This is a genomic window from bacterium (assembly GCA_035307765.1).
Taxonomy (GTDB): Bacteria; Sysuimicrobiota; Sysuimicrobiia; order Sysuimicrobiales; family Segetimicrobiaceae; genus Segetimicrobium.
The window spans coordinates 15,899-28,084 of record DATGHU010000020.1 but is presented as its reverse complement, the minus strand read 5'-3'; the positions used below and the strand labels follow the sequence as shown (position 1 = coordinate 28,084).

The following is a 12,186-nucleotide window of genomic DNA, read 5'->3' as shown; positions in this document are numbered from 1 at the left end:
TCCCCCACCGGGCAGATCAGAATCGGCACGTCAGCCCGGTACGGCTTGACGCGCAGGTACGCCTTCTCGGTCCACCGGTAGACCTGCCCGCCGTACGCCACCACCTCGCCGCGCAGCAACCGCCGGACGATGTCGGTTGCTTCCCGCACCCGCTGCAGAACGTCGCTCCCGTGCATCCCGACCCACGTGATGGTGTCGGTGTTGTGCAACCCGATGGACACGCTTGCCCGTCCCTGGGCGATGTCATCGAGGGTCGCGAGGAACGTCGCGATCTCGGCCGGATCGGTGGTGTAGACGTTGGTGCCGGCGAACAGTCCAATCCGGGACGTTGCCTGGGCGAGGGCCGCGTCCAGTACCCACGAGTTCAAGCGGAACAGACCGTTCGGGCACCAGAGGCTGTCGAACCCCAGCTGCTCGGCCAACTGGCCGAGCGCCACCAGGTCACGGACGCCGCCGAGATCGTCGAGCAGCCGGACGCCGAACTTCACATGCTCGGTTCCCATCACGATGAAACTCCTTCGGGATCTGTCTGCCGCGCCGATCCGCGCGACCCCGCGCTCACCTCGGGCGTTGACCGCTCATCGCGTGAGGGCGTCGTAGGTCAACGGCTGACGGTCGCGCATGAACGGCAGCCGCTTGCGCGCCTCGGTCACGTCATCCAGATCGATCTCCACCACCAGAAGATCGTCCCCTTCGGCGGCGCTCCTCGCGATGACGGAGCCGTCTTTGGGGCTGGCAACGAGGGAGTCGCCCACGTAGTCCAGCGCGCCCTCGTGGCCGCTCTTGTTGACGCCGACCACGAAGCAACCGTTCTCGTAGGCTCGGGCGCGGAGCACCAGCTCCCAGGTCTCCGGCGTCCAGACCGCGCCGATCCGCATCAGGTTGGTGGGGGTGTAGACGATCTCCGCGCCCCCGAGCGCCAGGATGCGGTAGCCTTCTGGAAAGTTCCGCTCGTAGCAGATCTGCACGCCGACCTTGGCGAACCCGAGATCCATCACCGGGTACCCGCAATCTCCCGGGGTGAAGTAGAGCTTCTCGAACACGAGCGCCCCGCGCCCCGGCAGCGGAAATGCTCCTGGAAGATGAATCTTCCGGTACCGGCCGACGACCGTGCCCGCCTGATTCACGATCACCGAGGAGTTGAAAAACTTGATGCCGTCCACCTCGCCGAACGGCACGATGACGGCGATCCCGAGTTCCTTCGCACGACCGAGGATCTGACCCAGATACGGATTCTCCAGCGGTTCAAAGTAGTGTTCGTACTCCCGCGTGTTCTCGGTGCAGAAATACGGGGTCAGGCTCAGCTCGGGAAACCCGACGAGCTGCACTCGGGCACGACCGGCTTGGTCGAGCAGGGCGCACATGCGCTCGGCGTTCTCGCGCTTGCTCCCCGACGGGCCGAGCTGGCCGGCCGCGATGCGGACTATCCGCGACATCGGTACGCTCCCCCCCGGCACGTTGGTCCCTTCACCCCGATGCCTCTTCCACCACGGCGTAGGCCCGAATCGGAAACGACGCGACCCCCACCAGCGGGGGCGGCGCCGCGTGCAGGCGGAAGCCGCGCGGCGGCAGCGCGGCCACGCGACACAGATTCTCGACGATGGGCACGCCCGCACGCAGTAGCAGCGTGTGCGCGGGCCGGCGCGGATTGGTCACATCATCCACGTTCAAGAAATCGACCCCCACCAGTGCGGCGCCCCGCTCCAGCAGCGCCCGAGCCGTCTCGGCGAGCAGGAAGGGACTATTGTCCCAATACTGGTCCGTCTCCCAGCACTCCTCCATCCCCGTGCGCAGCAGGACCGCGCACCCGGCCCATGCCCCCACCCCCAGTTCCTCCGGCCGAATCGCCCGCCCGGGCCGCGCGCGGACGTCGAGCACCACCCCCGGGAGATCGGCGGCCGCTGAGAGCGGGAGCGTGGCGAAGTCGGGCAGCGCCGAATCGCGGTGGTAGGGGGAGTCTAGGTACGTCCCCGTGCCGGCGACGATGTCTACGTGCGAGAAGGTCAGCTCGCACTGCCCGTCGTAGCGCGCGCGGGAGGCCTCGTGCGTCAGAAACGCCGTGATCGACGGCGCCGGGATCCCCGGATAGCCGCGCATCCCGCTGGTCACGCGGTGGCTGAGGTCGACGATCCGACGGACGGTCTTCACCTTAGCCATGCCTGCCCTCCCGTACCGCTTCCTGAGTATGCAACGGCGCCGTCGGACCGAGCAATAGCTGGGGCACACAGTATCCCCGACGTACGACTGGGCATCCTGCACATTGAGCCCCGCGGTCAACGATGCCATACTGCATGATGTGGATACGGCCAAGCCCCCCTCCCCGACGGTCGACGCTCCTGCCGCCGCGTATGTCGGCCAGCGACTGCGCCGGAAGGAGGACGCGCGCCTCGTCACAGGCGCCGCGCGGTACCTGGGCGACGTGGATTTTCCCCGCACGCTCCACGTCGCCTTCGTCCGGAGCCCCCACGCGCACGCGCGCATCCGCACGATCGAGCTCACCGCGGCCCTAGCCGCTCAAGGCGTGGTGGCCGCCTACACCGGGCCGCAGATCCATACGCGGGTGGCCCCGATTCGCGCGCCCTTCGGCGCGAGCACGTATCGCGAGTCCGACTACCCCGTGCTCGCCGTCGGGACGGTGCGATTCGTCGGCGAGCCGGTGGTGGCCGTGGTCGCCGATAATCGCTATCTCGCCGAGGACGCGGCCGGGCGGGTCGAGGTCGACTACGAGCCGCTGGCGCCGCTGGCGACCATCGACCAGGCGCTCGACCCTGCCGCAGCCCCGATTCACGACACGGTGCCCGGCAATCTCTACGCTGACGAGCGGCAGGAGTACGGCGAGGTCGATGAGATAAAAGCGGAGGCCGCGGCCGTCGTCGAGGCCACGTTTCACACCCAGCGCAGCGCCGCCGTGCCGCTGGAGTGCCGGGGTGCGCTGGCCAACTACGACGCAGGCACGGGGCGGCTGACGCTCTGGACCAGCACGCAGATCCCCCACGTCGTCCGCTACGGCCTCGCCGGGTGCCTGCACATGCCGGAGGACCTGATCCACGTGCTGAGCCCGGATGTCGGCGGCGGATTTGGCAACAAAGCCTCCCTCGACGCCGAGCAGGTCGTCATCGCCGCGCTCGCGCGGGAGCTCCACCGGCCCATCAAGTGGCTGGAGGATCGGCGCGAGAACTTCCTGGCCAGTACCCACGGGCAGGAGGAGCGCATCTGGCTCCGCCTCAGCGCGGACCGTCACGGCCGGTTCCTGACGCTGGAATCGGATATCATCGTGAACGGCGGCGCGTACGCGACCTTCCCCGACACTCCGCTCAACGAACTCCTCAACTGCGCCTCGTGCATCGTCGGTCCCTACAAATTCTCCCACTACCGGTATCGGGCGCGGGCTGCGGTCACCACGACCTGCCCGCACGGGCCGTACCGGGGGGTCGCCCGCCCGCCCGCGAATTTCGCGTTGGAGCGGCTCGTCAACATGCTGGCGGCGCGCCTCGGGATGGATCCGATCGAGCTGCGCCTGCGCAATCTCCTCGGTCTCGAGGATATGCCCTACCGGACGATCACCGGTCTCGAGCGGGACAGCGGCAACTATCGCGAGGCGCTCGAGCTCGCGGTCGACACACTCGGCTACCGCGAATTCAAAGCCCGCCAGGCCGGCTGGCGCGCCCAGGGACGCTTGGTCGGGGTCGGCGTCGCGTGCTTCGCCGAGGAATGCGCGACCGGCACCGTCAAGCGCTTGCCGCGCAAGCTGTACTCGATCGCCGGCTACGATGGCGCGAAGGTCCGCGTTGACGTGCACGGCCGGGCGACCGTGTACACGAGCGCCGCTGGGAGCGGGCAGGGGCACGAGACCACGCTCGCTCAGCTCGCCGCGGACGAGCTCGGCCTGACCCCCGAAGACGTGACGGTGCGGCACAACGATACCGAGCTGTCCCCCTACGGCATGGGGTCGACGGGCAGCCGCACCGCCGTGTCCAGCGGCGGCGCGATCATCCTCGCCGCGCGCAAGATCCGGGAACTGCTCCTGCTCCTCGGCGCCCACCTGCTCGACGAGCCCCGCGACAACGTCGCGATGCGGCCGGGGGCCGTCTACTCCCTCGTCGATTCGACACGGAGCGTCACGATCAAGCGGCTGGCGTGGATCGCCCATCGCCGGGAGGGCACCGTGCCCCCGGGGTTCGAACCGGGGCTCGAAGCCGTCGCCTTTTACGATCCACCCGCCTACGGCGTGTCATCCCACGAGGTGCACGCCGTGGCGGTCGAGCTCGACCCGAAAACCGGCAAGTTGACCTTGTTGCGCTACGTCGTCGTCGCAGACGCCGGACGGTTGATCAACCCCACGATCGTCGAGGGGCAGATTCGGGGCGGGGTCGCCCAGGGCATTGGCAAAGTGCTGCTGGAGGAAGTCGTCTACGACGAGCAGGGGCAGTGCCTCAACCCCAACTTCATGGACTTCCTTGTGCCCACGATGAACGAGGTGTGCCGGATCGAGGTGCTCCACACCGAGTCCCCGTCCCCCCTCACCGTTGGCGGGGTGAAGGGCTGCGGCGAGGGGGCGATCATCGGCGCGCCGGCCGCCGTCGGCAACGCCGTCGTCGATGCGCTCGGAGGTACGGCGGAGGTGTACACGCTTCCGTTCACCCCGGAGCGCATGTGGCGGCTCGCGCACGCGGCGGAAGCCGGTCCCAGGGCAGGCACGCGCGGGTGAAACCGCCACCGTTTGCCTATCTCGCTCCCCGCTCGGTACCCGAGGCGCTCGAGGCCCTGGCCAGCTACGGCCCCGACGGCAAGGTGCTCGCCGGGGGCCAGAGTCTCGTCCCCCTCCTCAACTTCCGGCTCGCCCACCCAGCCGCGCTCGTCGATCTCAACGCGGTGCCCGGGCTGGACGGCCTCGGTCGAGACCCCGGCACGGGCGAACTCGCGATCGGGGCGATGGTGCGGCAGACTGACGCCGAACGATCGCCGCTCGTGGTCGCCGAGTGTCCGCTGCTCGTCGCGGCGCTGAAACACATTGGGCACCGGGCGATCCGCAACCGGGGCACGGTCGGAGGCAGCCTGGCGCACGCGGACCCCGCCGCGGAACTGCCCCTCCTTCTTGTGCTACTCGACGGCCGCGTGCGCACGGCCAGTGGCCGAGGTGAACGGTGGATCGGCGCCGGCGAGTTCTTCGTTTCCTATCTGACCACGGCGCTCGAGGCGGACGAGATCCTCGTGGAGGCGCGCTTCTCGACCCTGCGCGATGCACACACCGCCTGGGGGTTCGAGGAGTTCAGCCGGCGGGCTGGCGACTTCGCGCTGGCCGCCGCGGGCGCGATCGTGCACGGGGACGACACCGGCACGATCCGGGACGCGGCGATCGCCGTCGCCGGCGGGGGTCCCACACCCGTGCGCGCGCGGGAAGCGGAGCGCGCGCTCGCGGGACAGCGCCCCTCGGACCGCCTGCTGGAAGACGCCGCGCGCCTTGCGATCTCGGCCTGCGACGTGGACGGCGACTTGCACGCCTCCGCCGAATATCGGCGTGCGCTCATCGGGGTCGTCGTCGAGCGCGCGCTTCACCAAGCCTTCGAGGGCCTCGGCCGCACGCCGCCCCGCACCTAAGGACGCGTCATGCCGCACGCTGCCGGGCCGCCGAAGACCGCCGAGGTGGCCATCGTGGGCGGCGGCATCATCGGCCTCAGCATCGCCTACCACCTCGGACGGTTGGGGGTTCGCGCAGCGGTGATCGAGCGCAACCATGTCGGCGAAGGATCGACGGCGAAGTCGTCCGGCGGGATTCGCCGATTGTTTTCAACCGAGCCCGCACTGCGTCTCGCCGTAGAAAGCGTGCGGCTCTGGGAGCGTGTGGAAGAAGAGACGGGAACGAACATCGACTGGCACCGCGTCGGCTACCTGTTGACCGCGCGGTCACCCACTCACCATGAGACCCTCGAAGGAGCCTGGCGCCTGCAGCAGCGGTGGGGTGTGCCGTCCGCCATCCTGAGCCCCGATGAGGTCCGACGGCTCGTGCCGACCTTGAGCGCGGACGACGTGCGCGCCGGACTCTACTGCGCGAACGACGGATACGCTGGCCCCTACGAAGCGGTTCGCGCGTTCCGCGCGGGTGCGCTCAGGCTGGGCGCGACGATCATCGAGGACTGTGACGTGCTTGGCGTGCGCCTCGGGAACGGACGGGTCCGGGGTCTCGAGACATCCAGGGGCGCGGTCGAAGCCCCCACGGTGGTCAACGCGGCCGGGGTGTGGGCACCCCTCGTGAGCCGGATGGTCGGCGTTGAGATCCCCATCTCGATGTACCGTCGACACCAGTGGATCGTACAAACCGCTGACCCGCCGGCATCGATCCCCTGTATCATCGACATGGACTCGACGTTATTCGTCCGGCCCGAGGGGGACAAGTATCTGGTGGGGATCGGAGGCGAACAGCCCACGACCACCTACGAGACCACCATCGATCCGGAGGCATTCGTCCCGGTCGCCGAACTGATCGTACGACGGTTTCCGTCGTTCCAGTCCGCCAGGCTCGTCCAAACGTATGCGGGACTGACGCAGGAGACGCCCGACCGCCATCCCGTACTGGGACCGGCCGGCCCGCCCGGCTACATCGTCGCCGCGGGGTTCAGCCAGGGCTTTATGCACGCCCCGGCCGCGGGCAATATGATCGCCGAGTACATTGCGACCGGAATCTGTGCAACGGTATCGATGGAGCCCTATCGGCTGTCACGATTTGCGCAACGGGAGTCCGAACGTAACGGCCTCGCGCCGGGGGACTGGGAGACACATTAGGCCGCAAGGTACCGCAAGAGCGTGCGCACCCCATACCCGGTTCCGCCGGAAGAGAGGTACGGCAGGGCATCCGGCTCGACCGTGAACGCGGCCCTCCCGATGTCCACGTGGGCCCACGGGGTCGCCCCGACAAACTGCTGGAGGAACGCCGCCGCTTTCTCGGCGCCACCGCCGTCGGATCCAAAAGAGGTGTTCTTCAGATCCGCAAGATCCCCGCGCATCGCGTCGCGAAACTCGTCGTAGAGGGGAAGCTGCCACAGTTGCTCGCCGCCCAGCTCCGCCGCCCGAAGCAGCCGATCGATCAGCGGCTGGTCGGTTCCCATCAAGGCGGCGGTCCGGGAGCCGAGCGCTGCCGCCGCCGCAGCGGTCAATGTCGCGACATCGATGATCACGTCGGGTCGCGCGCGGGCTGCGTAGCTGAGCCCGTCGGCGAGCACCAGGCGGCCTTCGCCGTCAGTGTTGAGGATTTCCACCGTCTTGCCGGAGAGACTGCGGACGATGTCTCCCGGTCGCGTCGCCGATCCGCTGATCATGTTCTCCGCGGCCGCGATCACGCCGAGCACGCGGACCGGTGCCGCGAGCGCTCGCAACGCTCCGATCGCCGCCACGATGGCCGCGGCCCCACCCATGTCCGCCTTCTGCCGCCACATCTTGTCCGGCGACTTGATGGCCAGACCGCCGCTATCAAACGTAATGCCCTTGCCCACGAGCGCGACCATCGGGACGGGAGCGCCCGATGCTCGCTGCGCCTCCGGACGGTACTCGAGCACGATGAACCGAGGCGGCTCGTTGCTCCCGGCGGCCACCGCGGCGAACAGGCCCATCCCAAGGGCCCGCGCCTCATCGAGATCAAGAACCTTGCAGTCGAGCCCGTCACGGTCGGCGATCTCCTGCGCCACGATCGCAAGCGCAGTCGGCGTCAGCACGTTTGGCGGTTCGTTGACAAGATCTCGCGCCTGCGACACCGCGCGGACCGTGATCTCGCCCACCTCCAACGCCCTGCTGAGGGCTCCGCCACGGTCCTCGCCGCAACAGATCGCGATCTCCGCGGGGAAGGGCTCCCCCGCCTCCGAGCGATACCGATCGAAGCGATACACCCCGAGCCCTGCCCCCTCCGCAACGGCGCGCACGCGTTCGTCCGGGGCCGGGCCCGATGCCGCCGGGTCCGACGCGGTGAGCAGCAGCACACGACCGCAGCGAAGGTCGCGGGCTCGCCGCACCACGACCGCCGCGTACTGTCTGAGATCCTCCGTCGTGCCGGCATCGCCCGTCCCGACCAAGAGAATCCGACGAGCCGGTGCCTCGGGCGACTGGACGAGGACCGTCTGCCCGCGCGCTCCCGTAAACCCCTCGTCCGTGGCGAACGCCTGCAGCCGCCCCCCCGACCCCCGGTCAAAGACCGCCGCGTGGCCGCCGAGGGATCCCGGCGCGGACACGGGAAGCGCGGCCAGGTCGCAGCGAACGGTCTGGAGCGGGCTCGTCGTCAGCTCGAATCGCACGACCAACCTCCGTCACCTCCCCCGTTGCGATCGCGTCGTCCGTCGGTTGATCGGCGTCATCCATCGCGCTCGCCCGCGCCCTGACTCTGCCCGGCGGCGACGGTGCGGTCGAACATCGCGGCGAGGTGCTTGGGGTGACCGATCAGGATATTGCCATGGAGATCGACGAGACCCGCATACCCGGGATGAATTACGGTGGTCGAATCCATCTGCTCCACGATGGCAGGGCCGGCGAGGAGGTGCCCCGCGCCCAGGTGGGTCCGATCGTAGGTCGGCGTGTCGACGAATCCCGTTTCCGAGAAAAACACCGGCCGCCGCCCCCCGATCGGGGCCGGGCCCGCTGAAGACACCGTGGCGAGCGGTGCCCGCGGTTTCGCGACATCCCCGATGGCGGTGAGCCGAACGTTGACCAGCTCGACGGGCTCATCGGGGGCGGCGAACCCATAACTGCGTTCGTGCTCGGCGTGAAACCGCTCCGCGATCTGGCGCAGGGACGCGGGCCCCAGCGTGCCGTCCGGCACCGGGACCCGTAGTTCATAGGACTGCCCCACATACCGCAGGTCCATCGTGCGCGCGAAGCGCGCGCGGGCCGCGATCGCTTCGTCGGCAATGATCTCGGCACCCTCGCGCTCAAATCGGCGGTACAGCAGCGTCAGCTCTTCCGGATCCGCCGCCTCGAGGCGTGTGACATGCGTCTGCATGAAATCATGCGTCAGATCCGCGAGGAGCAACCCGAGGGCGCTGGCAACACCGGGCTGGGGCGGAATGACCGCCACCGGCATCGCGAGCGCATCGGCGAGGGCATTCGCGTGCAGCGGACCCGCGCCGCCAAAGGCCACCAGCGTGAAGGCGCGCGGATCGTACCCTCGCTGCACGGACACGAGCCGGATCGCGCCGACGGTGCTCGCGTTCACGATCTCCACGATCCCATTGGCAGCCGCGATCACGTCGAGCCCCGCCGGCCCGGCGCAGTACTGCTCCAGCGCGCGCCGCGCGGCCTCGCAATCGAGCACCATGCGGCCCCCGAGGAAGGTTTCGGGGGCAAGGCGGCCCAAGACTAAATTGGCGTCCGTGACCGTCGGCTCGCGGCCGCCGCGGTCGTAACACGCCGGGCCCGGATCCGCACCGGCGCTTCGGGGCCCGACGTGCATGATCCCCGCCGTATCCACCCACGCGACACTGCCGCCGCCGGCCCCCACCTCAACGAGATCCAACACCGGCGTATGAATCGGGTAACCGCGCCCGCGGTTGTTCCCCACGCCGGCCGCGCCTCGTGCCCCCACTTCAAACTCCGTCGAGAACCCCGCACGGCCATGCCTGACCAGAGCGACCTTGGCGGTGGTCCCCCCCATATCGAAGGAAATCAGGTCGGCAAATCCCGCCGCCGCTCCGATGTGCATCGCCGCGGTGACTCCCGCCGCCGGGCCGGATTCGACGATGTAGACCGGGCGCTGCCGCACGACCTCGGACCCGGAGATGCCGCCGTTGGACTGCATCACGTAGAGTCGAAGCGGCATCTCCCGCGCGGCCAACCCGGTCGCGATGCGGTCGAGGTACCCGCTCACGATCGGCCGAATCGCCGCGTTGACGACAGTCGTGCTCGCGCGGAGGTATTCACGAAACTCCGGCAAGACATCGCAAGAGGCCGACACCAGCACGCCGGGACACTGGGCGGCCAGCAGAGCGGCCACCCGCCGCTCGTGGGCGGGATAGCGGTAGGAGTGGAGGAAGCAAACCGCGATCGATTCCACTCCGCGGGCGCGGATCGCGTCTGCGATCGGCGCGGCTTCTTCCTCCGCCAGTGGCACCAGCACCGTCCCGTCAGCATCGAGCCGCTCGGTCACCTCGAAGCAGAGGTCGCGGGGCGCAAGGGGCGCCGGCTTGTCACAGAACAGATCGTACAGATCGGGCCGCGTCTGCCGGGCGATCTCCAACAGGTCTCGAAACCCGCGGGTAACGACCAGCGCGGTCCGGGCGATCTTGTTCTCGATGATGGCGTTCGTGGCCACCGTCGTGCCGTGCATGATGTGTCGGACGCCCTGAGGCCGCAGCCGGGCTCTGGCGAGCACGTAGTCGATCGCCTCCAGAAATCCCTTCGCCACGTCCTCCGGCGTCGTGAGGACTTTCAACGTATCGACGAGACCGGTCTGCTCGGAGAGGAGCACGACGTCCGTGAACGTACCGCCGATATCGATACCCAACCGGTAGCCGGTGCTCACGAGCCCACCTCGTTGGGGCCCGGGCGCACTGGATCGGGCGCCACATGGTACACGTCGCGCGCCCTCGCCGTCGAGACCTTGTCGACGCGGACGTCGTGTCGCACCGCATCGGGATCGCGGTCCGAGATCGGGCCGTACCCGCCGCCTCCCGGAGTCTGCACGCTGATCACCTCGCCCGCCCGGAGTTCCACGCTACCCTTCAGCGGCAGCACCTGAGCCTCGCCGTCTGGGTCCCGAATGACGCGGGCCGTCCGGGCGGACCCGCCCCCGAACAGGCCCCAGGGCGCGAACCGTCCCCGATCGGCAAGGATCGAGAACGTCACGCGGTGATTTGGGAACCAGTAATCCCGGCAGACTCCCAAGCCCCCCCGGAACCGCCCGGGGCCCTCGGAATCCGGAATCAGCCCAAACCGCAATACCCGGAATGGATAGTTCAGCTCGACCTCTTCCACGGGGGCGTTCTCGGTGTTGTGAATGTGAGTCTGAATCCCGTCCATGCCGTCCTTGGTCGGCCGTGCGCCCCCGCCGCCCGCGACCGTCTCGTAGTAGGCGTAGTACCCGCCATTCGGGCGCATCCCGCCGAACGCGACGTTGCAAATCGTGCCCTTGGTCGCCGCCACGATGCGGTTCGGCAGCGCATCGGCGAGCGCGCGGTACAGCACCTCCGCGACCCGGAACGCCACCTCCCAGCCACCCGCCACCGCCGCCGGGGGTCGCGCGTTGGTCACCGTGCCCTCGGGAACGTGCAGCGTAAAGCTGCGATAGAATCCTTCGTTGACGGGGATGTCCGGATCGACGAGCGTCTTCAGGACGAACGCGACTCCGGAAAACGTCATCGAGTAGGAACAGTTGAGGGATCCTCGGACTTGTGGGGCACTGCCGGCCAGGTCGATCACCACGCCGTCGGGACCGTTCCGGAGGGTGGCCGCTATCCGGATCGGATCGTCAGTGAAGCCGTCCCCATCGAGGAAGTCTTCTGCGGAAAACTCACCGTGCGGCAAGAGCGCTAGCGCCGCGCGAGTCCGCCGAGACGTGTAGTCGATCAGGTCATCGCAGAACTGGGTGAACACGGTGCGTCCGAGCCGCTCGACGAGTTCCGCCAGGCGGCGCGCGCCGACGTGGTTCGCCGCAACCTGTGCCCGAAAGTCACCGGCCGATTCGCGCGGGGCGCGGATGTTGGCCACGATCATACGCATCACGTCGGGGACGACCTGCCCCGCCCGCACCAACCGCACCGGGGGCACGATCAGCCCTTCCTGGTACAGATCCCGCGCCGGGGCCAGACTCCCCGGAGCACCGCCCCCTACATCGACGTGGTGCGCGACGTTCGCGACAAAGCCCAACAGCTCACCCGTCCGGGCATGGACAGGCGAGATCAGGGCGATGTCGTTGAGATGCACCGCGCCGCGATGAGGATCGTTGACGATCAAGCCGTCGCCGGGCCCGAGCTGGTCGACGCCGTACTCGCGGACCGCGTTCGGGACGCTGTGAGGCAGTGACCCAAGATGCGAGGGCTGCGCCAGCGCCTGAGCGAGCACCCTCAACCGCGCGTCGAAAATCGCGCTCGAGAAGTCCAGTCGCGTCTTGATGTTGGTCGAGTACGCGGCCCGGTGGAGCGCCGCGCCCATCTCCTCGGTCAACGACGCCAGCGCATTCTTCGTCACCTCGAACTGAATCGGATCCACCCG

General features: G+C 68.7%; 9 protein-coding genes. 3 read left to right on the top strand and 6 right to left on the bottom strand.

Annotated features, from left to right (window positions below):
• From VKV57_06575 to VKV57_06565, 3 genes are all read right to left on the bottom strand, one after another.
• Nucleotides 1-503, bottom strand: a 503-nt coding sequence (locus VKV57_06575) for an LLM class flavin-dependent oxidoreductase (GenBank protein HLW59579.1), incomplete at its 3' end; no start/stop codon positions are given.
• 75 nt (nucleotides 504-578) lie between these two features.
• Nucleotides 579-1,436 carry a carbon-nitrogen hydrolase family protein gene (locus tag VKV57_06570; protein ID HLW59578.1) on the bottom strand — a complete coding sequence of 286 codons (858 nt, stop codon included), beginning with the start codon at nucleotides 1,434-1,436 and terminating at the stop codon, nucleotides 579-581.
• Between the two features lie 31 nt (nucleotides 1,437-1,467).
• The gene (locus VKV57_06565) at nucleotides 1,468-2,157 is read right to left on the bottom strand and encodes a cyclase family protein (GenBank protein HLW59577.1); all 690 of its coding nucleotides are present in this window, start codon (nucleotides 2,155-2,157) and stop codon (nucleotides 1,468-1,470) included.
• 139 nt (nucleotides 2,158-2,296) lie between these two features.
• On the opposite strand from VKV57_06565, the gene VKV57_06560 reads away from it, so the two are divergent.
• The 3 genes from VKV57_06560 to VKV57_06550 are packed head-to-tail and all read left to right on the top strand — an operon-like array spanning nucleotide 2,297 to nucleotide 6,780.
• On the top strand, nucleotides 2,297-4,708 hold the full coding sequence (locus tag VKV57_06560) for a xanthine dehydrogenase family protein molybdopterin-binding subunit (GenBank protein HLW59576.1): 2,412 nt from the start codon (nucleotides 2,297-2,299) through the stop codon (nucleotides 4,706-4,708).
• Nucleotides 4,705-5,598 carry a xanthine dehydrogenase family protein subunit M gene (locus tag VKV57_06555; GenBank protein HLW59575.1) on the top strand — a complete coding sequence of 298 codons (894 nt, stop codon included), beginning with the start codon at nucleotides 4,705-4,707 and terminating at the stop codon, nucleotides 5,596-5,598. The genes VKV57_06560 and VKV57_06555 overlap by 4 nt, the downstream gene beginning before the upstream one ends.
• 9 nt (nucleotides 5,599-5,607) lie before the next feature.
• Nucleotides 5,608-6,780, top strand: a complete 1,173-nt coding sequence (locus VKV57_06550; protein HLW59574.1) for an FAD-dependent oxidoreductase — start codon at nucleotides 5,608-5,610, stop codon at nucleotides 6,778-6,780.
• On the opposite strand, the gene VKV57_06545 is transcribed toward VKV57_06550, so the two are convergent.
• The 3 genes from VKV57_06545 to VKV57_06535 are packed head-to-tail and all read right to left on the bottom strand — an operon-like array spanning nucleotide 6,777 to nucleotide 12,183.
• Nucleotides 6,777-8,279 carry a leucyl aminopeptidase gene (locus VKV57_06545; GenBank protein HLW59573.1) on the bottom strand — a complete coding sequence of 501 codons (1,503 nt, stop codon included), beginning with the start codon at nucleotides 8,277-8,279 and terminating at the stop codon, nucleotides 6,777-6,779. The genes VKV57_06550 and VKV57_06545 overlap by 4 nt on opposite strands.
• 56 nt (nucleotides 8,280-8,335) lie before the next feature.
• Complete coding sequence (locus VKV57_06540; GenBank protein ID HLW59572.1) at nucleotides 8,336-10,498, bottom strand: hydantoinase/oxoprolinase family protein; 2,163 nt, start codon at nucleotides 10,496-10,498, stop codon at nucleotides 8,336-8,338.
• On the bottom strand, nucleotides 10,495-12,183 hold the full coding sequence (locus tag VKV57_06535) for a hydantoinase B/oxoprolinase family protein (protein ID HLW59571.1): 1,689 nt from the start codon (nucleotides 12,181-12,183) through the stop codon (nucleotides 10,495-10,497). The genes VKV57_06540 and VKV57_06535 overlap by 4 nt, the downstream gene beginning before the upstream one ends.
• Nucleotides 12,184-12,186: the final 3 nt, after the last annotated feature.

Coding starts and splice junctions, on each gene's coding strand:
- VKV57_06570 (HLW59578.1), bottom strand. CDS start 1,436: ATGTCGCGGATAGTCCGCATCGCGGCCGGCCAGCTCGGCCCGTCGGGG.
- VKV57_06550 (HLW59574.1), top strand. CDS start 5,608: ATGCCGCACGCTGCCGGGCCGCCGAAGACCGCCGAGGTGGCCATCGTG.
- VKV57_06565 (HLW59577.1), bottom strand. CDS start 2,157: ATGGCTAAGGTGAAGACCGTCCGTCGGATCGTCGACCTCAGCCACCGC.